General features: G+C 68.5%; 22 protein-coding genes and 1 tRNA gene. 18 read left to right on the forward strand and 5 right to left on the reverse strand.

Annotated elements, in window-relative coordinates; all coding sequences use genetic code 11:
* Positions 1-90 precede the first annotated feature (90 nt).
* The 6 genes from I7S92_RS06010 to I7S92_RS06035 all read left to right on the forward strand — a co-directional run bounded on the left by I7S92_RS06010 (position 91) and on the right by I7S92_RS06035 (position 8,322).
* Positions 91-1,368 (forward strand): amino acid ABC transporter permease, encoded by a 1,278-nt coding sequence (locus I7S92_RS06010; RefSeq protein WP_197642585.1) that lies wholly within the window; start codon positions 91-93, stop codon positions 1,366-1,368.
* Between the two features lies 1 nt (position 1,369).
* Positions 1,370-2,809 (forward strand): amino acid ABC transporter permease, encoded by a 1,440-nt coding sequence (locus I7S92_RS06015; protein ID WP_242070090.1) that lies wholly within the window; start codon positions 1,370-1,372, stop codon positions 2,807-2,809.
* A 9-nt stretch (positions 2,810-2,818) separates the two neighbouring features.
* A complete protein-coding gene (locus I7S92_RS06020) occupies positions 2,819-3,586 on the forward strand; it encodes an amino acid ABC transporter ATP-binding protein (protein WP_197642586.1) in 768 nt (255 codons plus the stop codon).
* Between the two features lie 87 nt (positions 3,587-3,673).
* Positions 3,674-4,696, forward strand: coding sequence for a glycosyltransferase family 2 protein (locus tag I7S92_RS06025; RefSeq protein WP_197642587.1), 1,023 nt, complete (start codon positions 3,674-3,676; stop codon positions 4,694-4,696).
* 10 nt (positions 4,697-4,706) lie between these two features.
* On the forward strand, positions 4,707-6,989 hold the full coding sequence (locus tag I7S92_RS06030; protein ID WP_197642588.1) for a glycosyltransferase family 2 protein: 2,283 nt from the start codon (positions 4,707-4,709) through the stop codon (positions 6,987-6,989).
* 4 nt (positions 6,990-6,993) lie between these two features.
* A complete protein-coding gene (locus I7S92_RS06035) occupies positions 6,994-8,322 on the forward strand; it encodes a sulfatase-like hydrolase/transferase (protein ID WP_197642589.1) in 1,329 nt (442 codons plus the stop codon).
* A gap of 64 nt (positions 8,323-8,386) precedes the next feature.
* Here the strand turns inward: I7S92_RS06035 and argB are convergent, their stop codons facing one another.
* On the reverse strand, positions 8,387-9,286 hold the full coding sequence (gene argB, locus I7S92_RS06040; protein ID WP_197642590.1) for an acetylglutamate kinase: 900 nt from the start codon (positions 9,284-9,286) through the stop codon (positions 8,387-8,389).
* 103 nt (positions 9,287-9,389) lie between these two features.
* Between argB and I7S92_RS06045 the strand changes: the two genes are divergently transcribed.
* From I7S92_RS06045 to yihA, 6 genes are all read left to right on the forward strand, one after another.
* On the forward strand, positions 9,390-10,121 hold the full coding sequence (locus I7S92_RS06045) for an SDR family NAD(P)-dependent oxidoreductase (RefSeq protein ID WP_197642591.1): 732 nt from the start codon (positions 9,390-9,392) through the stop codon (positions 10,119-10,121).
* A gap of 629 nt (positions 10,122-10,750) precedes the next feature.
* Entirely contained in the window at positions 10,751-11,620 is an 870-nt protein-coding gene (ttcA, locus tag I7S92_RS06050; protein ID WP_197642592.1) for a tRNA 2-thiocytidine(32) synthetase TtcA, read from the forward strand.
* A 66-nt stretch (positions 11,621-11,686) separates the two neighbouring features.
* Positions 11,687-13,177 carry a putative bifunctional diguanylate cyclase/phosphodiesterase gene (locus I7S92_RS06055; protein ID WP_197642593.1) on the forward strand — a complete coding sequence of 497 codons (1,491 nt, stop codon included), beginning with the start codon at positions 11,687-11,689 and terminating at the stop codon, positions 13,175-13,177.
* Between the two features lie 109 nt (positions 13,178-13,286).
* Positions 13,287-15,116 (forward strand): membrane protein insertase YidC, encoded by a 1,830-nt coding sequence (yidC, locus tag I7S92_RS06060; protein WP_197642594.1) that lies wholly within the window; start codon positions 13,287-13,289, stop codon positions 15,114-15,116.
* On the forward strand, positions 15,113-15,865 hold the full coding sequence (locus I7S92_RS06065; protein ID WP_197642595.1) for an MOSC domain-containing protein: 753 nt from the start codon (positions 15,113-15,115) through the stop codon (positions 15,863-15,865). The genes yidC and I7S92_RS06065 overlap by 4 nt, the downstream gene beginning before the upstream one ends.
* Positions 15,862-16,515, forward strand: a complete 654-nt coding sequence (gene yihA / locus I7S92_RS06070; RefSeq protein ID WP_197642596.1) for a ribosome biogenesis GTP-binding protein YihA/YsxC — start codon at positions 15,862-15,864, stop codon at positions 16,513-16,515. Before I7S92_RS06065 ends, yihA begins: the two co-directional genes overlap by 4 nt.
* A gap of 73 nt (positions 16,516-16,588) precedes the next feature.
* Here yihA and yidD read toward each other — a convergent pair whose 3' ends face one another.
* Genes yidD through rpmH form a run of 3 tightly spaced genes read right to left on the reverse strand, consistent with a single transcriptional unit; the run spans position 16,589 to position 17,399 of the window.
* A complete protein-coding gene (yidD, locus tag I7S92_RS06075) occupies positions 16,589-16,837 on the reverse strand; it encodes a membrane protein insertion efficiency factor YidD (protein ID WP_197642597.1) in 249 nt (82 codons plus the stop codon).
* Entirely contained in the window at positions 16,834-17,232 is a 399-nt protein-coding gene (rnpA, locus tag I7S92_RS06080) for a ribonuclease P protein component (protein ID WP_197642673.1), read from the reverse strand. The genes yidD and rnpA overlap by 4 nt, the downstream gene beginning before the upstream one ends.
* A 32-nt stretch (positions 17,233-17,264) precedes the next feature.
* The gene (gene rpmH, locus I7S92_RS06085; RefSeq protein WP_103259146.1) at positions 17,265-17,399 is read right to left on the reverse strand and encodes a 50S ribosomal protein L34; all 135 of its coding nucleotides are present in this window, start codon (positions 17,397-17,399) and stop codon (positions 17,265-17,267) included.
* A gap of 244 nt (positions 17,400-17,643) precedes the next feature.
* Here rpmH and I7S92_RS06090 point away from each other — a divergent pair, with 244 nt between their 5' ends.
* The 5 genes from I7S92_RS06090 to I7S92_RS06110 all read left to right on the forward strand — a co-directional run bounded on the left by I7S92_RS06090 (position 17,644) and on the right by I7S92_RS06110 (position 22,099).
* On the forward strand, positions 17,644-18,387 hold the full coding sequence (locus I7S92_RS06090; protein ID WP_197642598.1) for a TVP38/TMEM64 family protein: 744 nt from the start codon (positions 17,644-17,646) through the stop codon (positions 18,385-18,387).
* A 1-nt stretch (position 18,388) separates the two neighbouring features.
* Positions 18,389-19,798, forward strand: a complete 1,410-nt coding sequence (locus tag I7S92_RS06095) for a dihydrolipoyl dehydrogenase family protein (protein ID WP_197642599.1) — start codon at positions 18,389-18,391, stop codon at positions 19,796-19,798.
* A gap of 93 nt (positions 19,799-19,891) precedes the next feature.
* Positions 19,892-21,232 carry a sensor histidine kinase gene (locus I7S92_RS06100; protein ID WP_197642674.1) on the forward strand — a complete coding sequence of 447 codons (1,341 nt, stop codon included), beginning with the start codon at positions 19,892-19,894 and terminating at the stop codon, positions 21,230-21,232.
* Positions 21,233-21,280: 48 nt separating this feature from the next.
* Positions 21,281-21,357 (forward strand) — tRNA-Arg (locus I7S92_RS06105).
* A 199-nt stretch (positions 21,358-21,556) separates the two neighbouring features.
* Entirely contained in the window at positions 21,557-22,099 is a 543-nt protein-coding gene (locus I7S92_RS06110; protein ID WP_197642600.1) for a response regulator, read from the forward strand.
* A 22-nt stretch (positions 22,100-22,121) separates the two neighbouring features.
* Here I7S92_RS06110 and I7S92_RS06115 read toward each other — a convergent pair whose 3' ends face one another.
* Positions 22,122-22,892, reverse strand: a complete 771-nt coding sequence (locus I7S92_RS06115) for a hypothetical protein (protein ID WP_354001308.1) — start codon at positions 22,890-22,892, stop codon at positions 22,122-22,124.
* Between the two features lie 96 nt (positions 22,893-22,988).
* On the opposite strand from I7S92_RS06115, the gene I7S92_RS06120 reads away from it, so the two are divergent.
* Positions 22,989-23,864, forward strand: coding sequence for a glycosyltransferase family protein (locus I7S92_RS06120; RefSeq protein WP_197642601.1), 876 nt, complete (start codon positions 22,989-22,991; stop codon positions 23,862-23,864).
* The last annotated feature ends 2 nt before the right edge of the window (positions 23,865-23,866 follow it).

Consider the following 23,866-nt stretch of genomic DNA (forward strand, 5'->3'; position numbering starts at 1 on the left):
CTTCACGACAATGACAACCCGGCAGACCAGGGGCCACGACCCCGTCGCCACCGGAAAAACGGGGCCGTCTGCGGGCAACAGGGGGAAGCCATGGCAATGGCCACGGACGTGCCGAAAGACAGCTTTCGGCTCTCGATGCTGGTATACGATACGCGGTACAGGTCCTACACGATCCAGATCGTGGTCCTGCTTCTGTTCGCCATGGCGGTGGCCTGGCTTCTGAACAACACGGCACAGAACCTTGCCGCGCGCGGGAAGGAGTTCAACTTCGCCTTCCTCTGGCAGCGCGCCGGCTATGACATCGGCCAGCAGCTGATCCCCTATACCAACGACAGCACGCATTTCCGCGCGCTCCTGGTCGGGCTGATCAACACGCTGGTCGTGGCCTTCTGGGGCTGCATCTTCGCCACCATCCTCGGCGTGATCGTCGGCGTCCTGCGCCTGTCGCACAACTGGCTGATCAGCCGGATGATGACCGTCTATGTCGAGACCTTCCGCAACATTCCCCTGCTGCTCTGGATCCTGCTGTCCTACGTCATCCTCTCCGAGACGACGCCCCAGCCCCGCGATTTCCGGGTGACGGACGAGATGGCCGCCGCCGGAGAGGCGCCCGCCGCCTCGATGATCTTCTTCGACACCGTGGCCGTCACCAACCGCGGCACCAACGTCCCCGCCCCCCTGTTCGAGCGCGGGCTCGGCTCGGTCGACCTGGGCTTCGTCACGCTGAACCTCACGCTTCTCGCCGCCCTCGCGGTCGTGGCGGGCTCGTTCTGGGTCAACCATCGCCTCGTCGCCGCCGCCCGCGCGCAGCAGGAGGCGACGGGTGTGCGGCCGGCGACCTGGTGGAAGTCGATCCTGATCCTGTTCGGGCCCTTCATCGCGCTCATGGCCGCGCTCGGCTTCCATCTGGAAGTCCCGGAGCTCAAGGGCTTCAACTTCACCGGCGGCATCCTGGTCGCGCACAGCTTCACCGCGCTCCTGATCGCGCTGACGCTCTACACCGCCGCCTTCATCGCCGAGATCGTCCGCGCCGGGATCCAGGCGATCAGCCGCGGGCAAAGCGAGGCCGCCTTCGCGCTCGGCCTGCGCCCGAACCGGACCACGCGCCTGATCATCCTGCCCCAGGCGCTGCGGGTGATCATCCCGCCCCTGATCAGCCAGTACCTGAACCTGACCAAGAACACCTCGCTGGGGATCGCGGTCAGCTACCTCGACCTGCGCGGCACGCTGGGGGGCATCTCGCTGAACCAGACCGGGAGGGAACTGGAATGCATGCTCCTGATGATGCTGATCTACCTGACGATCAGCCTGATCATTTCGGCGGCGATGAACCTCTACAACCGTTCCGTCCAGTTGAAGGCGCGCTAAGATGGACCAGCACTTTTCCCGCAGCGAGATGCTGCCCCCGCTGGCCCCGCCGATCACCGAGCGCGGCGCGGTCAAGTGGATGCGCGAGAACCTGTTCTCCTCGCCGTTGAACGCGATCCTCACGCTGCTCGGCCTGGCCGCGATCTATGCGCTGGTCGCCGCCTCGCTGCCCTGGTGGCTGAACTCGGTCTGGAACGCGGAAAGCCTGGGCCAGTGCCGCGCCATCGTCGCCGAGACGGCCGGAGAGGGCGCGACGGGCGCCTGCTGGGCGATGATCCGCGAGCGCTGGCACCAGTTCCTGTTCGGCTTCTACCCGCCGGACCAGTGGTGGCGGCCGATCCTGGCGCTGGGACTGCTTTTCGTCGCCCTCGCGCCGGTCCTGTTCGCGGGCCAGAAGCGCAACATGGCCTTCCTCCTCGGCGGCATCGCGGTCTACCTGGTGGTGACGCTGACCCTCGCCGAGACGCCCGCCGCCGCCTTCGCGCTCGCCGTGGCGCTGGTGCTCGGCCTCACGGCCCTGTCCCAGGTGCAGCCCGGACGGCTTCTGTGGTTCACCGCGATCTATCCCGCGCTGTGCTTCTGGCTCCTGTGGGGCGGCACGGTCTGGGCGCCCATCGTCGCCATGGCGGGCTTCGTCCTGCTCTACCTCGTGTTCCGCTTCGCCGCGCCGGTGATCGGCCTCACCCCGGCGGCCGGGGCGGGGATCGTGGCGGCGGTGCTCTGGTGGCTCTACCTGCAAGGCCCGGTATCCGGCCTTTTGCAGGGCGCCTTGCCCTTCGGCCTGCGCGCGATCAACTCCGATCTGTTCGGCGGCTTCCTCCTTGCCATCGTGATCGGCGTCACCGGCATCGCCTTCTCCCTGCCGATCGGCATCCTCCTGGCGCTGGGCCGCCAGTCGGACATGCTGATCGTCAAGACGCTCTCGGTCGGCTTCATCGAATTCGTGCGGGGCGTGCCGCTGATCACGCTGCTCTTCACCGCCTCGCTCCTCCTGCAATACTTCCTGCCGCCGGGGACGAATTTCGACATCATCCTGCGCGTGATCATCCTGGTCACCTTCTTCGCCGCCGCCTACCTGGCCGAGGTGATCCGGGGCGGCCTCGCCGCCCTGCCGCGCGGCCAGTACGAGGCGGCGGATGCGCTCGGCCTCGACTACTGGCGGGCGCAGCGCCTCATCATCCTGCCGCAGGCGCTCAAGGTCTCGATCCCTGCCATCGTCTCCACCTTCATCGGCCTCTTCAAGGACACCACCCTGGTCGCCTTCGTCGGCCTGATGGACCCCTTGAAGGGCGTCACGCAAATCGTGCGCGCCGACATCGACTGGAAGGGCATCTACTGGGAGCCCTACATCTTCGTCGGCGCCATCTTCTTCATCATCTGCTTCGGCATGTCCCGGTACTCGATGTATCTGGAAAAGAAGCTGAAGACCGATCATCGCTAAGGGCACATCATGGCAGAAGCAGCTAAAATGCAGGTCTCGGACGAGGTCGCGATCCAGATCACCGGCATGAACAAGTGGTACGGCCAGTTCCACGTGTTGCGCGACATCAACATGACCGTCATGCGCGGCGAACGCATCGTGATCTGCGGCCCCTCGGGCTCGGGCAAGTCGACGCTGATCCGCTGCATCAACCGGCTCGAGGAACATCAGCAGGGCCAGATCATCGTCGACGGCACCGAACTGACCAACGACCTGAAGAACATCGACAAGGTCCGGTCCGAGGTCGGGATGGTGTTCCAGCACTTCAACCTCTTCCCGCACCTCACGATCCTCGAGAACCTGACCCTGGCCCCGATCTGGGTCCGCAAGGTGCCGAAGAAGGAAGCGGAAGAAACCGCGATGTACTTCCTCTCCAAGGTCAAGATCCCGGAACAGGCGCACAAATACCCCGGCCAGCTCTCCGGCGGCCAGCAGCAGCGCGTCGCCATCGCGCGGTCCCTGTGCATGAAGCCCCGGATCATGCTCTTCGACGAGCCGACCTCCGCCCTCGACCCCGAGATGATCAAGGAGGTGCTGGATACGATGATCCAGCTGGCGCAGGAGGGGATGACGATGCTCTGCGTCACGCATGAGATGGGCTTCGCCCAGGCGGTGGCGAACCGGGTCATCTTCATGGACCAGGGCCAGATCGTCGAACAGAACGCCCCGAAAGAGTTCTTCTCGAACCCGCAAAGCGAACGGACCAAGCTGTTCCTCAGCCAGATCCTCGGGCACTGACCACCCCCGGGGCCCGCCGGCTTGATCTTCCGGCGGGCCTCGGCGATAGTCGGGGCTACAGTAACCAGTGCAACCCCGGACAGTCTCTTGCGCATAACGGCCGTGACTTGCGTCAAGAACGAAGGGCCGTTCCTGATCGAATGGATCGCCTTCAACCGGGTCATCGGCGTGACCGATTTCCTTGTCTATTCCAACGATTGCAGCGACGCGACCGACCGGATCCTCGACCGGATGCAGGACCTGGGCCTCGTCCGCCACCTGCCCAACCCCGCCGAGGGCCGCAATTACCAGATGGAGGCGCTGAAGGACGCGCGCCGGCAGCCCGTCGTGCTTGACGCCGACTGGATCTGGATCGCCGATGTCGACGAATTCCTGAACATCCAGACCGGCAACGGCACCATCCCCGAACTGGTCGCGGCCTGCGGCAATCCCCATGCCATCAGCGTGACCTTCCAGTTCTTCGCCAATGCCGGGATCGAGACCTTCGAGGACCGCCCGGTGATCGAGCAATTCACCCGCTCGCACAATCCCGACATCTGGTGCGCCGAGACCCGGCAAGAGGTGAAGACCCTGATCCGCCGCGATTTCCCGGTGAAATACTACGGCGCGCACCGGCCCTTCATGGCCGAGGGCGTGAAGAAGACCGACCGCCCGGCCTGGACCGATGGTTCGGGGCGTGATGTGCCCTGGAAATTCCGCACCGCCGGCAGCAAGCAATGGATCCGCAAGTTTCCGGCCAGGGGCGCGCGCGCCCTTGCGACGCTCAACCATTACGCACTGCGCTCGCTGGACAGCTATCTGGTGAAGAACGACCGCGGCGACGTCAACCGCGAGAACCGCACTTTCGACGACAGCTATTGGCGCGAGCGCAATGATCCCGCCCACGAGGATCGCTCGATCCTGCGCATGCTGCCGCGGCTTTGCGCGGAAATGGCCCGGCTCCGGGCCGATGCGCGATTGCGCGACCTGCACGACACCGCCGTCGCCGCCCATCGCGCGACCCGCGACCGTCTCCTGGCCGATCCCGACTACCGCGCCCTGCGCGACCGGCTGCGGCAGCTTCCGACCGAAAGCCCGGCGGAACTGGCGCTGCTGGAGTTGATCAGGTGAGCCGGCGCTGATGCGGATCGTCGTGCATATCGGTGTGCCGGAATGTGGGGCAGAGGCGATGCAATCGGCCCTCGGGCAGCTGCGGCCCGAGCTTTTGCGCAAGGGCGTACTCTATTCCGGCGCGGCGGGCCGCAGCAACCACAGCCGGCTCTACATGGCCGTGTCGGACCCCGGCCGCGCCGACCCGCTGCGCCACGCCCGCGGCTTCGCCCCGCCCCCGGTGCAGGAAAAGCTGCGCCGCGACCTCGCGCAAGAGCTTCAGGCCGAGGCCGCGCGCCATCCCGACGCCCGCCTCCTCCTGTTCTCCGCGCCGCAACTCGCGACCCTGCCCGATACGGCCGAGCTCGAGCGGCTGCGCTCCCTCCTCGCGCCCCTGTCCGGGGATATCACGATCCTCGCCCATCTGGACGAACAGGCGCGCACCCTGGCCCGGTTCTACGCCGAGGCCCTGCGCCACGGGCGTCTCGCCTCCCTGCAGCAAGAGCTTTCGCTGGCGGAAAGCGGCGCGCCCTGGGCCGCAACGGCGATTGCCGGCTGGGGCCCGGTGCAAAGCGCGCACGATTGCCCCGAGATCCAGGGGATCCCGCACTGGCTCGACTACCCGGCGCTGGTGGCGCGCTGGCAGCAGGTCTTCGGCGCGGACAAGGTGATCCTGCGCCCCCACGACCCGACCGGCGCGACAATCCCGGACCAGCTTTGCACGCTTCTCGGCCTGAAGGCCCTGCGCAGGAAGATCGCGGCCCCGCCCGCGGATCCCCCGGCCTCCGCCGTCACGCTTGCCCGCTGGCGCCAGCTGAACGCCGTTCTGGCCAGGGTGCTGGCGACGGGCCGCAATGTCCCGCGCCCGCTCTGGCGCGGCCTCCTGGCCGAGGCGTCGCTTCCCGGCCCGCCGGTCGAGGCGGGGGGGCTGGCCGCCCTCTCCCGCCGGTTCCAGCTCGAAAACCGCTCGCTCGTCGCCCGCTTTCCGGACCTCGCCAACTGCCTCGGCCCGGACGGGCCCCGGCCCGCCTGGGCCGAGCCAGATCCCGGCTTCGGCTTTCGCGCGACGCAATATGTCGCCGCGATCCTGCCCGCCATCCTTGAGGCCACGACCGCAAAGCCGGCAGAGCGCGCCGGAATGACTCCCGCAGCCGAACGCCTGCTGTCCGACAAGGCGAAAGAGATCCTCGTTTCGTTGAAAGGCAACCGCTTCGCGCCGCATGACCGGATCGGCCCCCCGAGCGACGTTGAATCCGCGCCCTTCGCCGAAACCGCGCCCGTGCCATTGCCTGCCGGCAAGACCGGCAAGGTCATCCTGGCCTGCATGAAGAACGAGGCCCCCTATGTCCTGGAATGGCTCGCCTACCATCGCCAGATCGGCGTCGACAATTTCCTGATCTACACCAATGATTGCAGCGACGGCACCGACGCATTGCTGGACCGCCTGACGGAGCTCGGCATCGTCCAGCACCGGCCGAACGACGACTGGAAGGGAAACTCGCCGCAGCAGCACGCCCTGAACAAGGCCCTGCGCGAGGATCTGGTCCGCAAGGCCGACTGGCTGATCCATATCGACGTGGACGAGTTCATCAATGTCCGGGTCGGGAACGGCACGCTGGACGATTTCCTCGAACGCGTCCCCGACGCCACCAATGTCGCCATGACCTGGCGCATGTTCGGCAACAACCGGGTCGAGACGTTCGAGGACCGCCCGGTGATCGCGCAATTCGATCATGCGGCGCCAAGATACTGCCCCAAGCCGCATACCTCCTGGGGCTTCAAGACGATGACCCGCAATTCCGGCGCCTATGGCAAACTCTCCTGCCACCGGCCGAACAAGCGCGATCCCGGCGCCCCCGTGCAATGGGTCAACGGATCCGGAAAGCCGATGCCCGCGCGCTATCACGAAAAGGGCTGGCGCTCGGATCCGTCGAGCATCGGCTATGACCTGCTGCAGCTCAATCACTATGCGCTCCGCTCGGCCGAAAGTTTCCTGATCAAGCGCCAGCGCGGCCGGGCCCTGCATGTCGACCGCTCGATCGGGCTTAACTACTGGGTGCGGATGGACTGGTCGCAGAACCGGGATGTCGCGATCATGCGCAACCTTCCGCGTCTCGCGGCGGAAACCGCGCGCCTCATGGCCGATCCAGAGGTGAAGCGGCTGCATCTGGCCGGGGTGGAATGGCACCGGGCCAAGGCCGCCGAACTGCGCGACACCCCCGAATTCGCCGAACTGTTCCGGCAGACCCAGGCCATGCAGCTTGACGATCTGGAACGGGCCGCCATGGCGCTGGCGCTTGAAATCGACGGATAGCCCCATGAGCCCAGCCGAAAAGCGGAAGAATGTCGTCCTCGTCAGCTTCGACGACGCCGTCGCCTTCTGGAAATACAAGACCCTGTTCGGCGCGGAATTGCAGACGCCGAACCTCGACCGGATCCGCGCGGTCTCGACCACCTTCTCGGCCGCCTATTGCCAGTCGCCATTGTGCGGCCCCTCGCGCGCCAGCTTCATGTCCGGCCGCTCGCCGATCGAGACCGGCATCCTCTCCAACCGCATCGAGGCCTTCAGCATCCTGAAGCCCGGGGACATCTGGTCCCACGGCCTGAAGCGCAACGGCTATTTCTGCTCGTCCGGCGGCAAGGTGCATCACGGCTATGTCCCGCTTCCCGGCGCGATCCACGACCAGCTCTATTCGGACGCGCCGAAGCAGTTTCCCCGGGATCTCCGGCTTCGCCCCGGCGTCAGCGCCAATATCTCGGGCGGCGCGGGCGGTGGGATCGCGACCCTGGATCCCGAGGATGACGGCGGCTATTACGACGCCCATTCCGCCCGGTCCTTTGCCGATTTCATCGCGAATTACGACGGCGACGCCCCGTTCTACCGCGAGGTCGGTTTCTTCAGCCCGCACAATCCCTTCATCACCCCGGCCCGTTTCAAGCAGCTCTACAGGGTCGGCGATTTCGAATATCCGCCGGAATGGGACGAGGAGTTGCAGCCCGAAGGAGAGCGGTCGGAATCCGTCCGGGCCAATTTCAAGACCGACCGCAAGCGGCACTGGCAAAAGAGCGTCCGCAACTACTTCTCGGCCATATCGCATGGCGATCACCATCTGGGAACGGTCTGGAACGCGCTGCAATCCTCGCGCCATGCCGGGAACACCATCCTGGTCATCCTGACCGATCACGGCATGCATCTGGGGGAAAAGCGGCGTTTCGGGAAATCGACGCTCCTGGAACAGGTCGCCAATGTGCCGCTCATCCTCCACGACCCTGCCCGGCCCCGGCCGCAGGAGGTGGCCGATCCGGTCGGCCTGATCGACGTCGGGCCGACGGTCCTGGCAATGCTGGGCCTGCCCGCCCCGCCGCATGGCCTGGGGCAATCGCTGGTTCCGCTCCTGCAGGGGGCGGGATCGCGCGCAGATCGCGCCATTCCCACGTTCCGGGCAGACGGCGCCTCGATCCGCCTGGGCCGCTACAGGTTCACGCGGACCAGGGACGGCGGCACATCCCTGCATGATCTGGCGGAGGATTGGTGGCAGCAAAGGGACCTCGGCCCCGGCCATCCGGCCCATGCCGAGCTTGCGCAGGCATTTGCCGAGGTCTGCAAGCATTACGGCGCCGCCGGAATGTTCCCCGGCGGGCGATGACAGCCCAGGCCGCTTCCCCCGCGTCCCGCTGCACCGGCGCAAGCGACGCGCCGGGTCCGGGAGCCTAGCGCCGGACCTGCGGCTTCACCCGCGGCTCGGTCGATCGGATCTGGCTGCCCGCGCCGTGGTCGGTGAACAGCTCCAGCAGGCAGGCGTTCGGCACCTTGCCGTCCAGGATCGTGACCGCCCGCGTCCCCTCTTCGATCGCCATCAGCGCCGTCTCGGTCTTCGGGATCATCCCGCCCGAGATCACCCCGTCCCGCGTCATCTGCCGGATCTCCTCCGGCGTGATCTGGGTCATCACCTCGCCCGAGGCATCCTTGACCCCCGGCACGTCGGTCAGCAGCAGCAGGCGATCCGCCTTCAGCGCCCCCGCGATCGCCCCGGCGGCGGTGTCGCCGTTCACGTTGAAGGTCTCGTTGTCCTGCATCCCCGTCGCCACCGGCGCCACCACCGGGATGATCCCGGCGTTGTAGAGGTCGCGCAGCACCTGCACGTTCATCTCGACCGGGCGGCCGACATAGCCCAGCTCGGGATCGTCCGGCTCGCAGACCATCAGGTCGTCGTCCTTGCCCGAGATCCCCACCGCGCGCCCGCCCGCATCCATGATCGCCTGCACGATCCGCTTGTTGACGAGGCCCGAGAGGATCATCTCGACCACCTGCACGGTGGCCTTGTCGGTGACCCGCTTGCCGCGCACGAATTCCGACTTGATCCCGAGCTTTTGCAGCATCTCGTTGATCATCGGCCCGCCGCCGTGCACCACGACCGGATGCACGCCGACCTGTTTCATCAGCACGATGTCGCGGGCGAATTCGGCCATCGCCGCGTCGTCGCCCATCGCATTGCCGCCGAACTTGACGACCACCACCGCGCCCTCGAAGCGTTGCAGGTAGGGCAGCGCCTCGGACAGCATCTTCGCGGTGGTCTTGGCGTCTTCTGCGGTCAGGGTCTGCTGCTTCATCGGGACCTCCATGCTTTCGCGCCGCATAAGCCTTTTCCGCCCCCCTGCCAAGCCTTGCCTTCCCCGTCGGCAAGGGTAGCTTGTCACGCCAAAGGAGACCCCGATGTCCGAACGGAAAACCCTCGTCCTGACCGGCGCAAGCCGGGGGATCGGCCATGCCACCGTCAAGCGGTTCTCGGCCGAGGGCTGGCGGGTCCTGACCTGCTCGCGCCAGCCTTTCGACCCGCGCTGCCCCTGGCCCGGCGGCGAGGCGAGCCATATCGAGCTGGACCTCGCCGACCCGAACAAGACCATCGCCGCGATCGAGACGATCAAGGAGAAGGCCGGCGGCAGGATCCATGCCCTGGTGAACAACGCCGGAATCAGCCCGAAAGGCCCCGGCGGGTCGCGGCTGAACACGCTCGAGACCGACCTGCGCACCTGGGGCCATGTCTTCCACGTCAATTTCTTCGCCAGCGTGATCCTGGCACGCGGCCTCAAGGACGAGCTTACCGCCGCGCGGGGCAGCATCGTCAACGTCACCTCCATCGCGGGCTCGCGCGTCCATCCCTTCGCCGGGGCGGCCTATGCCACCTCGAAGGCGGCGCTGGCGGCGCTCACGCGCGAGATGGCGCATGACTTCGGCCCTCTCGGCGTGCGCGTCAACGCCATCGCTCCCGGCGAGGTGGAGACCGCGATCCTCTCGCCGGGGACCGAGAAGATCGTCGAGAAACTGCCGATGCAGCGCCTCGGCCAGCCGCGCGAGGTGGCGGATGTGATCTGGTTCCTCTGCTCGGACCAGTCCAGCTACATCTCCGGCGCCGAGATCGAGGTCAACGGCGCCCAGCACGTCTGACCGCCGCACCAGCGTAGGCTGCGCTACAGCGCACCATCCGACTCGCAGGGCAGGGCCAACCCCGCTCCCGCCCGCCGCGCGAGGTGGCGGATGTGCTCCGGTTCCTCTGCCCGGACCCGTCCAGCCACCACTCCGGCGCCGGGATCGAGGTCACCGGCGCCCGCCACCTCCGACCGCCGCACCAGCGTAGGGTGCGCTACAGCGCACCATCCGACTCGCGGGGCAGGATCAACCCCGCTCCTGCCCGCCGCGCAAGGTGGCGGATGTGCTCCGGTTCCCTGCCCGGACCTCTCTGGCGCCGGGATCGAGGTCACCGGCGCCCGCCACCTCCGACCGCCGCGCCAGCGTAGGCTGCGCTACAGCGCACCACCCGATTCGCGGGGGCAAGGTGAACAGCCTCTCCTCCCGCCCGGCGTCTGTACCGATGCCAGACAGATGCCAGACGCAAGGCAGACGGTCCCGCCGGTCGGGAAAAGCCCGGTTAACGCAGCGTTTCCAGACCCTTGCCCGCCTCCGCCGCCGCCCCGCCGGACGCACGCGTTCATCTTCCCGCAACCAATCCCCGCCCACCCCCGCTTTGCCCTCGGCCCCGGCCTCTGGCATAAGGGCGCATCCCGCGCGAGGCTCCCATGCTTGACGACACCGACGACGACATCCACCCGCTCTTCCACGGCGCGCCCAAGGGGCTGGAGTTCCGCAAGCTCCGCAAGCGCCTGGTGCAACAGGTGCGCGAGGCGATCGACACCTACGGCATGGCAAGGGCCGGCGAGCGCTGGCTGGTCTGCCTCTCGGGCGGCAAGGACAGCTATACGCTGCTCGCCATCCTGCACGAGCTGAAATGGCGCGGCCTTCTGCCGGTGGATATCCTGGCCTGCAACCTCGACCAGGGCCAGCCCAATTTCCCCGCGACGGTCCTGCCCGGCTTCCTGTCGAAGATGGGTGTCCCGCACCGGATCGAATACCAGGACACCTATTCGGTGGTGATCGACAAGATCAAGCCGGGCGGGACGATGTGCAGCCTCTGCTCCCGGCTAAGGCGCGGAAATCTCTACCGTATCGCGCGCGAGGAGGGCTGCTCGACGGTCGTCCTGGGGCATCATCGCGACGACATCCTCGAGACCTTCTTCATGAATCTCTTCCACGGCGGCCGCCTGGCCAGCATGCCGCCGCGTCTGCTGAACGAGGAGGGCGATCTCTACCTCGCCCGTCCGCTGGCCTTCGTCTCCGAGGAGGATTGCGGGAAATTCGCCGCCGGGATGAACTATCCGATCATCCCCTGCGACCTCTGCGGCAGCCAGGACGGGCTGCAGCGCGCCCAGGTCAAGAAGCTCCTCGACGAATGGGAGGCGCGCATGCCGGGCCGCCGCCAGGTGATGTTCCGCGCGCTGATGAACGTCCGGCCCTCGCACCTGGCCGATCCCGCGCTGTTCGACTTTGCCGGGCTGACTGCCGCTCTGGCAGATGGCGACAATTCTACGCAACTTCCGGACGAGCGTTAAGGAACTGATCACGAACATCCCGCTAACCTGCCCGGAACATGAGGTGAACCGGGCAGGGATGGTGGAATGACGCTCGCACGGATTGCGGATCGAATTGACCGGCCCGGACTGCTTCTGTTCCTGCCGGCGGCGATGCTGCTGGCCCTGATGCTCGGGGGCGAGGTTGCGATAATTCCCCTTTCCCTGGGCACACTTGCAGCGGTGGCCGCGATGCGGCGGGGCAGGGGGACGGCGGTCCCGGTCTCGGACCAGGTGGCGCGGGCGCTGGACCTGGCGCTTGCCGAAGGGACGGCCACCGGCGCCTCCACCGGCTGTTTCGTGATCCAGTTCGACGATGCCTCGGACCTGTGCGACCGGCACGGCCGGGTCCGCCAGTCCGGGCTTCTGGCCGCCTGCATCGCCCGCCTGCGCGGCGCGCTGCGTCCCGGCGACCGGCTCTACGCGCTTGAGGATGGCAGCATGGCCGTCGTCCTTGGCCCGACCCTGCGCCTGGATTTCGAGGCGATGGTTGCCATCGCCGGGCGGATGCAGCTGGTGGTGCAGCAACCGATGGCCCTCAGCCTGGACGTGGCGCAGGTGACCTGCTCGATCGGTTTCTGCCATGCGCGGCTTCTGCCCGGCGCCGACGGGCGCGCGCTGCTGGATGCCGCCCAGGTCGCCGCGGATGAGGCCGGGCGTCACCGCCCCGCCGCGATCCGGGCCCATACCGCCGATCTCGCCGGGATGCGGGCCGCCCGCGACGCGCTGCGCGCCGGCTTTGCCGCCGCCATCGACGGCGGCCAGATCCGCGCCCATTTCCAGCCCCAGGTCAGCACCGACAGCGGCGAGGTGACCGGGGTCGAGGCGCTGGCGCGCTGGCACCACCCCGAACGCGGAATCCTTGCCCCCGGCCAGTTCCTGCCCGCGATCGAGGGGACCGAACTCATGCAACAGCTTGGCCAGGCGATGATCGCACAGGGCCTTGCCGCGCTGGCCGCATGGGAGAAAGCGGGGCTGCGCGTGCCGACCGTGGCCGTCAACCTCTCGGCGCAGGAGTTGCGCGATCCCGGCCTGCCCGAGCGTCTGCGCTGGACGCTGGACCGCCACGACCTCGCCCCCGGGCGCCTGACGATCGAGGTGCTGGAAACCGTCATCGCCGCCCCGTCGGACGATGCCATCGCGCGCAACATCGCCCGGATCTCCGAGATGGGCTGCGGCGTGGATCTCGACGATTTCGGCACCGGCAATGCCTCGATCACCTCGATCCGCCGCTTCGCCCTGCGCCGGCTGAAGATCGACCGCTCCTTCGTGCGCGAGGTGGACGTGGACCGCGGCCAGCAGCGCATCGTCACGGCGATCCTGGCCATGGCCGAACAGCTCGGCCTCGACACCCTGGCGGAGGGGGTGGAGACGCCGGGGGAACATGCGATGCTGGCCCAGCTCGGCTGCGGCCATGTCCAGGGCTATGTCCTCGCCCGCCCGCTGCCGGCCGAGGAGGTCGCCGCGTGGCTGCGCCAGTATCGCGACCGCCTGGCCCGGGCCCTGCGCATCGGCATCCGGGCCGAGCCGCCGAACTGACGCGGTGATTTGATCATGCCCGCGACCCTCGCCGGGGCGAAACTGCTTGACCTTTCGCCGCCCCTGTCGTTGAAGCACCGCTGATCCGATGATGCTTGGGTGCGGGCCGATGGAAGAGCAGAACAACAAGAACCTGATCCTGGCGATGGCGCTCTCCGCCGCCGTGATGGTCATCTGGTTCGTCTTCTTCCCGCCGCCCGAGCCGGCCGTGACCCCGCCCGCGACCGAGGTCGCCGAGGGCACCGCCACCGTCCCGGCCGCCGATGCCACGACGGCCACGACCCCCGGCGCCACCCCGGCCATCGAGCCCGTCCCCCAGGCACCGCGCCTCGCCATCGACACGCCGAAGCTCGGCGGCTCGATCTCGCTCTTGGGCGGCCGGATCGACGATCTGTCGCTGAAGGCCTATCACGAGACGCTGGACCCCGGTTCGGACACCGTCCGGCTCCTCTCGCCGGTGGGCGAGAACCTGCCCTATTACTCGGTCTTCGGCTGGCTGCCCGGCAGCGGGCTGGAGGGCGCCGACGTTCCCGGCGCGATGACCGAATGGACCACGACCGGCGGCACCGCGCTGGCCCCGGGCCAGCCGGTCACGCTGAGCTGGACCAGCCCGAACGGCCTGGCCTTCACCCGCGAGATCGCGGTGGACGAGGACTACATGTTCACCGTCACCGATCATGTGAAGAACGGTTCGGCCGATCCGGTCAGCCTGCAGCCCTACGGCATCATCGCCCGGCACGGCCTGCCGCAGCTGCAGAAGATCTTCGTCGTCCACGAGGGCGCCGTGCAGCGCGCCGATGGCGAGCTGACCGAGACCGACTATGCCGACCTGACCGAGTTCGCGGTCGATCCGAACGAGGGCCAGCCCGCCCAGGTGACCGAGGCCGCGACCGATGGCTGGATCGGCTTCACCGACCACTACTGGATGACCACCCTGGTCCCCGAGCAGGGCAAGCCCTACAAGCAGGTGCTGAAATACGTCCCCTCGGGCGGCATCTACCAGGCCGAGGTCCGTCCGCCCGCCGTCAACCTTGCCGCCGGGGCCGAGGCCAGCTCGACCATCCGCCTGTTCGCCGGGGCCAAGGAATGGGCCACCATCCGCGCCTACGAGACCGAAGGCGGCATCCCGGGCTTCATCGACTCGATCGACTGGGGCTGGTTCTACTTCCTCACGAAGCCGATCTTCGCCGTCCTGCACTGGCTGCACGGCCTGATCGGCAACATGGGCCTGGCCATCATCGGGCTGACCTTCTTCCTCAAGTTCCTGGTCCTGCCGCTGGCCTACAAATCCTATGTCTCGATGGCGCGGATGAAGGAGCTGCAGCCCGAGATGGAGGCGCTGAAGGAACGCGCGGGCGAGGACCGGCAGAAGCTCCAGCGCGAGATGATGCAGCTCTACAAGGAAAAGAAGGTGAACCCCGCCGCGGGCTGCCTGCCGATCCTGATCCAGATCCCGATCTTCTTCAGCCTCTACAAGGTGATCTTCGTCACCATCGAGTTGCGCCATGCGCCGTTCTTCGGCTGGCTCAGGGACCTGTCCGCGCCCGATCCCTCCTCGCTTTACAACCTCTTCGGCCTCTTGCCCTGGGATGCGCCCGCCTCCGGCACGATCCTGCACCTGATCTTCATCGGCGCGCTGCCGATCCTGCTCGGCATCACCATGTGGCTGCAGCAGAAGCTGAACCCGGCCCCCGCCGATCCGGTGCAGCAGCAGATCTTCGCCTGGATGCCCTGGGTGTTCATGTTCATGCTCGGGGGCTTCGCCTCGGGCCTGGTGATCTACTGGATCACCAACAACACGATCACCTTCGTGCAGCAGTACCTGATCATGTGGAGCCACGGCAAACGCCCCGACATCTTCGGCAACATCCGCTCGGCCCGCGCCGCCAGGGCCGAGGCCAAGGCCGCGCCGCCGCAGCCGAAGAAGGGCAAGAAGTGAGGGCGCGGGTCGCGCATCTGGTTCGCCATCCGATCAAGTCCGCCGGGCACGAGCCCGTGGAGACGGCCGCGCTGAGCCCCGGCGCGGCCTTTCCCTTCGACCGGGTCTGGGCCGTGGCCCATGCCGCCGCCCGCCTGGCCGAGCCTCCGGAATGGGCGCCCAAGCTGCAGTTCCTGCGCGGCTGGGGCTCGGCCGGGCTGATGGCCGTCGCCTGCACCTCGGACGCGGCGGCGGGCCGGGTCACGCTCAGCCATCCGCAGCTGCAAGGCGCAAGCTTTCGCCCGGACGATCCCGGGGATGCCGCGCGGCTGATCGACTGGCTGCGCCCGCTCTGGCCCGATACCCGGCCCGAGCCGGCGCGGGTGGTCCGCGTCCCCGGCCAGGCCATGACCGACCAGGAGCAGCCGCTGGTCTCGATCAACAGCCTGTCCTCTCTGGCCGAGCTTTCCGACGAGATGGGGCAGGAGCTGTCGATCCACCGCTTCCGCGGCAATATCTGGATCGAAGGCCTGCCGCCCCGCGCCGAGCTGGAACTGATCGGGCAGGAGATCGGCATCGGCAATGCCCGGCTGCGGATCGAAAAGCCGATCGGGCGCTGCCGCGCGACGGGGGCGAACCCGGGCACCGGGCGGCAGGACGCCGATGTGATGGCCGCGCTGTCGGGCCGGTTCGGCCATACCGACTTTGGCGTCTTCGCCCGGGTGATCCAGGCGGGGGCCGTGGCCCTGGGAGACGAGGTGCATCTGTGACCAGCCTGACCTTCACCCTTGCGCCCGAGGCCGAGGAAGAACCGCGCGAGGCGGGGCGCCTTCTGTTCGCCGGGCCGGTGACCTTCGTCAAGGGCGTCGTCGCCATGGCGGGCCTGCCTCCGGCCGACCGGGTGGAGGTTTGCTTCGCGGGACGCTCGAACGTCGGCAAGTCCAGCCTGATCAACGCCCTCACCGGCCGCAAGACCCTGGCCCGGGCCTCGAACACGCCGGGCCGGACGCAGGAGATCAACTATTTCGCCCTGGGCGAATCGCGCTATCTGGTCGACCTGCCCGGCTATGGCTATGCCGAGGCGCCGGTGGCCGTCGTCGCCAAGTGGCAGGCGCTGCTGAAACAGTATCTCGCCGGTCGCCAGACCCTGCGCCGGGCCTTCGTGCTGGTCGATTCCCGGCACGGGATCAAGGCGGTCGACGCGGAGATCCTGAAGCTGCTCGACCGTTCGGCGGTGACCTTCCAGGCGGTGCTGACCAAGGTGGACAAGATCAACCGCGCCGAGCGCGAGGCGGTGATCGAACAGGTCAAGGGCGCGCTGGCGAAGCATCCGGCGGCCTATCCCGAGATCGTGGTGACCAGTTCGGAAAAGGGCGAGGGGATCGAGACCCTCCGCGCCATCATCGCCACCCTGGAGTGACGCCGGATCGACGCGGCACCGAATTCCGAACGGAATTCGTGCCGATTTCCGTTCGGAAATCGTGGCCCCGGCCCTAGCGCCCCGCGTCGTGTCCGGGGTCTGCGCCCGGCACCGGATCATAGCCATGCCCGCCCCAGGGATGGCAGCGGCAGAGGCGATGCGCGGTCAGGTAGCCGCCCTTCAGCGCGCCGTGCCGCTCCAGCGCCTCGAGCGCATAGGCCGAGCAGGTCGGCTGGAAGCGGCAGCCATGCCCGACCCAGGGCGACAGGAGCAGGCGGTAGGCCCGCACCGGCAGGGCAAGGACATGGGCCAGGGGCGTCATCTGCGGTGGACCGAGCGCAGGGCCCGCTCCATGTCGGCGCACAGGTCGGCATAGGGGCGGGTCACGGTCGCCTCGGGCCGGGCGACCAGCACATAGTCCCAGCCGGGCCGGGCCGCCGGGCCAAGCAACTCGCGCGCCAGGGCCCGAAGCCGCCGTTTCGCGCGGTTGCGGGCCACCGCATTGCCGATCTTCTTCGAGGCGGTGAAACCCACGCGCACCGCCGCGTCGCCATCGGCGCGGTCGCGGGCCTGCAAGAGGAAGCCATCCGTCCCCTGCCGCCGGGCGCTGGCGGCCTTCAGGAAGTCGGCGCGCTTGCGCAACACGCAAAGCGAAACCGCCGGCGAGCCTTCGGGTGCGGCGCGGTCGCGCGTCCCCTGGCTCTCCGGCGGTGTCATCATGCCACCGATCGCCCCCGCAGGGGCAGGCATCAGGCGGTCAGCTTGTGGCGGCCCTTGGCGCGGCGGGCAGCCAGCACAAGACGGCCGTTCTTCGTCGCCATGCGCGCACGGAAGCCGTGGCGGCGCTTGCGGACCAGGTTCGACGGTTGAAAGGTGCGCTTCATCGCGGCTCTCCGTAATTGACCCGAACCCTGACGGGATTCGAGGGCCCTTGAACTTGAAGCCCGTCCTTTACGGGCGACCGGCCCGCAAGTCAACGCATCCGGCGCGGATTTCCTGCAACATTCCGCACCGGCCGGCACCGAAATGTTTCAACCGCGTCCCGCCTTCCGCCGGCCGGATCAATGCGGCGTGAGGGCAGGCCATGCCCCTGTCCAAGGCTCCCCGTTTCGGCCATCTTCGCCCCCCATGCAAGGCCCGCCGCAGATCACCTCCCGGATTCCTGGCCAGCGCCGCATCTGGCTGCGGCGCGTGCCGATCCTTGCGCTCCTGGCTGCGGCGCTGCTGGGGGCGCTGTTCTTCCGCGACGCGCTGGGGGTCGAGGCGCTTGCCCGGCACCGCGAGGCGCTGCTCGCCTTCCGCGATGCGCATTACCTGGCCAGCGTCGCCGCCTTCCTGGCCGCCTATGTCGCGATCGTGGCGCTGAGCCTGCCCGGCGGGACCGTGGCCACGCTGGCGGGCGGATTCCTCTTCGGCCTCTTTCCCGGCGTCCTTCTCAACGTCACCGCCGCCACTTCGGGCGCGGTCCTGCTTTTCCTTGCCGCCCGTTCGGGCCTTGGCGGCAGCTTCGCAAGCCGCCTGAACCGCGGCGGCGGCCGGGCCGCCGGGCTGATCGCGGCGATCCGGGAGAACGAATGGTCGGTGCTCCTGATGATGCGGCTGGTGCCGGCCGTGCCCTTCTTCCTGGCCAACCTGATCCCCGCCTTCACCGGCACCCGCCTGCCGACCTATGCCGCCACCACCTTCCTTGGCATCATCCCGGCGGCCTTCGTCTTCACCTCGGTCGGCGCGGGCCTGGGCGAGGTCTTCGCGCAAGGGGGGCGCCCGGACCTGGCGCTGATCTTCTCGCCCCCCGTTCTCCTGCCGCTTGTGGGGCTTGCCGCGCTGGCGGCGCTGCCGATGCTGCTTCGGGCGCTGAGGAAAGGGCCCTGACATGCTGACGACCGACATCTGCGTGATCGGCGCCGGAGCGGGCGGGCTGTCGGTGGCGGCCGGGGCGGCGCAGATGGGGGCCCGTGTCGTCCTGGTCGAGGGCGGCGAGATGGGCGGCGACTGCCTGAACGCGGGTTGCGTGCCGTCGAAGGCGCTGATCGCCGCCGCCCGCGCGGCCGAGGCGCAGCGGCGCGGCTTTCCCGGCATCGCGCCGCAGGATCCCCGGATCGATTTTGCCGCCGTCAGGGACCATGTCGCTGCCGTGATCGCCGGGATCGCTCCCATGGACAGCCAGGCGCGGTTCGAGGGGCTTGGCTGCACCGTGATCCGCGCCATGGCCCGCTTCACCTCGCCGCGCGAGGTCGCGGCCGGCGGGTATCGGATCCGCGCCCGCCGCTTCGTCCTCGCCACCGGCTCGCGCCCGGTGGTGCCGGAAATCGCGGGCATCGAGGCCACGCCATACCTGACCAACGAGACCATCTTCGCCCTGCGCGACCGGCCCCGGCATCTGGTGATCCTTGGCGGCGGGCCGGTCGGGATCGAGCTGGCCCAGGCCCACCGCCGCCTTGGCAGCGAGGTCACGGTGATCGAGGCCGCGACGGCCCTTGGCCGCGAGGATCCCGAGGCCGCCGCGCTGGTGCTGGACCAGCTGCGGGCCGAGGGCGTGCGGCTGATCGAGGGGCAGGCGGTCGTCCGCCTGGCGGGCGGGGCAGAGGGGATCGAGGCCACCCTTGCCGACGGGACCGGGGTGGGGGGCAGCCACCTCCTTCTCGCCACCGGCCGCAGGGCCGCGCTGGAGGGGCTTGGACTGACGGAGGCCGGGATCGCCCATACGGCGCAAGGCGTCACCGTCACCCCCGGCCTGCGGACCACCAACCGCCGGGTCTATGCGGTGGGCGACGTGACGGGCGGGCCGCAGTTCACCCATCTCGCGGGATGGCAGGCCGGGATCGTGATCCGCCGGATCGTCCTGGGCCTGCCCTCCCGCGCCGGCCCCCGCGCCATTCCGCGCGTGACCTATACCGCGCCCGAACTGGCCCAGGTCGGCCTGACCGAGGCCGAGGCCCGCGCTGTGCATGGCGAGCGGCTGACCGTCACCCGCGCCGGGCTTGCGCACAACGACCGCGCAAGGACCGAAGGCCTGGGCACGGGCTTTGCCAAGGTGATGGTGGTCCGGGGCCGCCCGGTCGGGGCCACGATCGTCGGCCCGCAGGCCGGAGAGCTGATCTCCCTCTGGTCGCTTGCCATCGCCGCCCGGCTGAAACTTTCCGCCGTGGCCAGCACGGTCCTGCCCTATCCGACGCTGGGAGAGGTTTCCAAACGGGCCGCAGGTGCCTATTTTAGCCCGAGATTGTTCGGGAACCCCCTGCTGCGGCGCATCGTGCGCCTGATCCAGGACCGGGTGCCCTGACACCGGGCAAGGACGAACCAGGTGGCGGAACGGCGCAGAGGCTTCTTCAAGACCCTGTCGGGGCGCTTCCTGATCCTTACGGTCATCTTCGTGATGCTGGCCGAGGTGCTGATCTTCGTCCCCTCGATCGCCCGCTACCGCGCCGATTTCCTGCTGACCCGGCTGAAACAGGCCCAGATCGCGGCGCTGACCCAGCTTGCGACCGAGGACATGATCATGCCCGAGCTCGAGGCCGAGCTCCTTGCCAATGCCGAGGTCTACAACGTCGTCCTGCGCCGCAACGAGGTGCGCCAGCTTGTCCTGTCGTCCCCGGTCCCCGGCGAGATCCACGCGACCTACGACCTGCGGGTGGCCGGCCCGTGGGAGCTGATCCGCGATGCCTTCGCCCTGATGATGGATCCGCAGAACCGGATCGTCCGGGTGATCGGCTATCCGGTGCAGGACGCGGGCACGCTGATCGAGGTCACGATGGAGACCCGGCCGCTGCGCCTGGCGATGCTGGACTACGGGCTGCGCATCCTGTTCCTCTCGGCGCTGATCTCGGTGGTCACCGCCTTCCTTCTGTTCATCGCGGTCCAGCGCCTGCTGGTCCTGCCGATCCGCCGCGTCGTCCATCACATGCAGACCTATGCCGAGGCGCCCGAGGATGCCCGCCGGGTGATCGAGCCCAATGCCGATGTCGAGGAACTGCGCCGGGCCGAGGAGGCGCTGAAATCCATGCAGACCCAGCTGACCGCCGCGCTGCGCCAGAAGGAGCGGCTGGCCCAGCTGGGCGGCGCGGTGGCCAAGATCAGCCACGACCTGCGCAACATCCTGACCACGGCGCAGCTGTTCGCCGACCGGCTGGAAGGCAGCGCCGACCCCGCCGTGGCCCGGTCCGCGCCGAAGCTCATCAACTCGATCAGCCGTGCGGTCAGCCTGTGCGAGGCGACGCTGGCCTTCGGCAAGGCCGAGGAACCGCCGCCGCAGCTGCGCCGCCTGAACCTGGCCCAGCTGGCGGGCGAGGTGGCCGAAGGCGAGGGGCTGGGGACCGAGACGCAGATCACCTGCCTGATCGACATCCCGCCGGGCCTGACGATCCGCGCCGACGGCGAGCAGCTCCACCGCGTGCTCTCGAACCTGATGCGCAACGCCCGCCAGGCGATCGAGGCCACCGGCCAGCCCGGCACGATCGAGCTTTCCGCCGGCGAGGACGAGGGCGAATGGTGGATCCGCGTCGGCGACACCGGGCCCGGCCTGCCGCCCAAGGCGCGCGAGCACCTGTTCTCGGCCTTCCAGGGCGGCGCGCGCAAGGGCGGCACCGGCCTTGGCCTTGCCATCGCCGCCGAACTGGTGCGCGGCCATGGCGGCCGGCTGGAGCTTGCGCGCTCCGATGCCGAGGGCACGGAGTTCACCATCCACCTGCCGAAGGAAACAACCGAATCTTTTGCATGATTTGCCCTTGCATTGCCCGCCGCGGGGGGCTACATCGCCCGGCATTGCGGACCCGTAGCTCAGCTGGATAGAGCATCAGACTACGAATCTGAGGGTCGGGCGTTCGAATCGCTCCGGGTCCGCCAAAATCCCCCAAAAGACCGGCGATCGCACGATGCGCCGCATCGGCGCAGTGCTTTGTTTCGCGCTGGACGCCCGTTCGATGGGATGGCCGGTGGCGACGAAAGTATGGCGCCCTGTCCTCTGGGCGGTCCTTCGCAACTTTTGCCCGTCTCCCCCTTCTCTCCTGCGGGGGGATACTGGGGCAAAGCTGGGGGGCCGGGCGTGACAGCAAGGATTCGGATCGAAGCGCCGGGCAACGGCTTTCTGGCGGGCCTCGCGCATCTGGCCTCGGCGGCCGCGCTGTGGCCGGTCCCGCAGCCCGCGCCGGATGCGGAAACTGCCGGGCGGGTGGCCCTCTTCGGCCGCCCCGAGGGCACGATGGCCGATGTCGCGAACTGGCTGCGGCGGGACGGGGTGGCAATCGCCTGGGCGAAACCGGCGCCGGAGCTGCTGGCCTCGCTGGCGGCGGATCGGCGGATCGGCCTTGCGCTGATCGACCTTGACGCCATGGGAGGCATCCTGGCCGCGCTCGAGAGCCTCCTGGTGCTGCGCCGCAGCCGCCCCGACCTGCCGGTGATCCTGGTGTCGCGCGGCTTTCTCACCGACGACTTCGACCTCGAGCGGCTGCCGCTTTGCGATGCCTCGCTGCGTGCCCCGGTGCGGCGGGCGATGCTGGAATTCGCGCTGGGCGAGGCGGCCGAGGTGAACAACCCGATCTGGGTCTCGCGCCAGGCCGAAGCGTGCGGCAGCCGCGCGCAGCCGTGAGCTTCGGGGCGCCGTCGCAGCTTCAGGCCGCACTTGCCGGATAGCGATAGCCGAGCCGCGCCTCGAGTTCCTGGTCGCATTCCGCGCGCAGGAAGGCGAGGTCGTCGGCCGACAGGATCTCGGGCAAAGGCGGCCGCGCCGCCACCGCCGGCTGGAACCGCGCACCCAGCCGTTTCAGCACCGGCCGCAGCGCCGTATCCGGGGCGGGCAGGCCGAACGCCGCCCGGAACGCCATCAGCAGGCCCTGCGGATCGGCGATGGCGGCCTCCATCCGCAGCAGGCAGACGTTGCAGTCCCGGTTCAGGAACCCCAGATGCGAGGCCAGCTTGCCCCGGCGCAGCGCAAAGAGGTTGGGATAGCGCCGTCCCGTGACCGGGTCGCGATCCTGTTGCAGCGGCTGGCCCGGCTCTGGCCCGGCCAGATGCATGTCGAAATAGCGCGGCCGGTCGATGATCGTGTCCCAGGGGGCACGGATGAATTCGGGGAAGGCCAGGCGCTGCATGCCGGGGCGGCTGTGCCAGGGCTTGGCGAACATCGACCGCGCCCAGTCGTCGGCCCGGCGCACCGCGATCACCACCACCAGGTCCGAAGGGACCTGCAGCATCTGCGCATGGCCATGCTTCCAGCCAAGCGCCTCGGTCGCGGCAAGCGGCAGGTTGCGCCCCAGGATCCGCTTGACGAAATTGGTGCCCGAACTGCGCTCGCCGATCACCTGGAACCGGGCGACCTTCGTGCCCAGGGCGGCGCAGAACAGTCCGGTGGTCGCAAAGTCGGCGGGGATGGGATAGGGCACTCTTTACCTCGGAACGGGCGACATTTTGCGATTCTCGCTGCTGTGGAATGAGGTTAGGCTGCGTTCCGGGCAAGAACAACAACGACGGGGCCGGGGATGCAGACGACGGTGGCGGCGGTCACGATGGTCCGGGACGATCCGTTCTTCCTGCGGATCTGGCTGGACTATTACGGCACGCGGCTGGGGCGCGAGAATTGCTATGTCGTCAATCACGGCCGCGGGGCCGGGGTCAGCGCGATGGCGGCGGGCTGCAACATCATCGGCATCCCCGGCGAGCATCACAAGAACTTCGACATGCGGCGCTGGCGGCTTCTGAACAACCTCGTCATGGGCCTGCGGGTCTATTACGACCATGTCATCGTCGGCGATGTGGACGAGCTGGTGGTGGTCGATCCGGCGGCCGGCAAGGACCTGGTGCCCTGGCTGGCGGCGATCCCGGCCGACCGGGTGCTGACCCCGCTGGGGCTGGAGGTGATCCACCGCATCGACCTGGAGCCCGAGCCGATCGCCGGCAAGGTGCTGGGTCCGCGCCGCCATGTCCGGGTCGCGCCGCATTACTCCAAGCCCTGCGTGATCTCGGCCGGGACCAAGATCGCGCGCGGCGGGCATTTCGCCTCGCATGACAAGTTGCACGCCCCGGACGAGTTGTATCTCTTCCACCTCAAGTTCTGCGACTTTCCGGCCTATGTCGAGGTGATGAACGCCCGCAATGCGGTGGCGGCGGCGACCGGGGTCGGGGTCAAGGAGGCCTCGATCGGGCGGCACTGGTTCGCCGAGGCCAGGGGCGAGGACCGCGCGCTGTTCGAGGGGTTCGCCGTCCTGCCGAAGCTCGAGGGGTTCCAGATGGGTCCCTACCGCCGGAGGATGCACCGCAGCTTCAAGCCGCGCGGCGATACCGGCTTTTGGGAATTCGCCCGGCCGGACTACAACGAGCAGCATGAGCTGCCGGAGCGGTTCCTCGGCCTGTTCTGAAC

Source organism: Tabrizicola soli, from assembly GCF_015999335.1.
Lineage (GTDB): Bacteria > Pseudomonadota > Alphaproteobacteria > Rhodobacterales > Rhodobacteraceae > Tabrizicola > Tabrizicola soli.

Excerpts from the sequence above, each read along its gene's own strand:
- I7S92_RS06010 (WP_197642585.1), top strand. The coding sequence starts at position 91 with ATGGCAATGGCCACGGACGTGCCGAAAGACAGCTTTCGGCTCTCGATG.
- I7S92_RS06015 (WP_242070090.1), top strand. The coding sequence starts at position 1,370 with ATGGACCAGCACTTTTCCCGCAGCGAGATGCTGCCCCCGCTGGCCCCG.
- I7S92_RS06020 (WP_197642586.1), top strand. The coding sequence starts at position 2,819 with ATGGCAGAAGCAGCTAAAATGCAGGTCTCGGACGAGGTCGCGATCCAG.
- I7S92_RS06030 (WP_197642588.1), top strand. The coding sequence starts at position 4,707 with ATGCGGATCGTCGTGCATATCGGTGTGCCGGAATGTGGGGCAGAGGCG.
- I7S92_RS06035 (WP_197642589.1), top strand. The coding sequence starts at position 6,994 with ATGAGCCCAGCCGAAAAGCGGAAGAATGTCGTCCTCGTCAGCTTCGAC.
- argB (WP_197642590.1), bottom strand. The coding sequence starts at position 9,286 with ATGAAGCAGCAGACCCTGACCGCAGAAGACGCCAAGACCACCGCGAAG.
- I7S92_RS06045 (WP_197642591.1), top strand. The coding sequence starts at position 9,390 with ATGTCCGAACGGAAAACCCTCGTCCTGACCGGCGCAAGCCGGGGGATC.
- ttcA (WP_197642592.1), top strand. The coding sequence starts at position 10,751 with ATGCTTGACGACACCGACGACGACATCCACCCGCTCTTCCACGGCGCG.
- I7S92_RS06055 (WP_197642593.1), top strand. The coding sequence starts at position 11,687 with ATGACGCTCGCACGGATTGCGGATCGAATTGACCGGCCCGGACTGCTT.
- yidC (WP_197642594.1), top strand. The coding sequence starts at position 13,287 with ATGGAAGAGCAGAACAACAAGAACCTGATCCTGGCGATGGCGCTCTCC.
- yidD (WP_197642597.1), bottom strand. The coding sequence starts at position 16,837 with ATGACGCCCCTGGCCCATGTCCTTGCCCTGCCGGTGCGGGCCTACCGC.
- rnpA (WP_197642673.1), bottom strand. The coding sequence starts at position 17,232 with ATGACACCGCCGGAGAGCCAGGGGACGCGCGACCGCGCCGCACCCGAA.
- rpmH (WP_103259146.1), bottom strand. The coding sequence starts at position 17,399 with ATGAAGCGCACCTTTCAACCGTCGAACCTGGTCCGCAAGCGCCGCCAC.
- I7S92_RS06090 (WP_197642598.1), top strand. The coding sequence starts at position 17,644 with ATGCAAGGCCCGCCGCAGATCACCTCCCGGATTCCTGGCCAGCGCCGC.
- I7S92_RS06095 (WP_197642599.1), top strand. The coding sequence starts at position 18,389 with ATGCTGACGACCGACATCTGCGTGATCGGCGCCGGAGCGGGCGGGCTG.
- I7S92_RS06100 (WP_197642674.1), top strand. The coding sequence starts at position 19,892 with ATGCTGGCCGAGGTGCTGATCTTCGTCCCCTCGATCGCCCGCTACCGC.
- I7S92_RS06120 (WP_197642601.1), top strand. The coding sequence starts at position 22,989 with ATGCAGACGACGGTGGCGGCGGTCACGATGGTCCGGGACGATCCGTTC.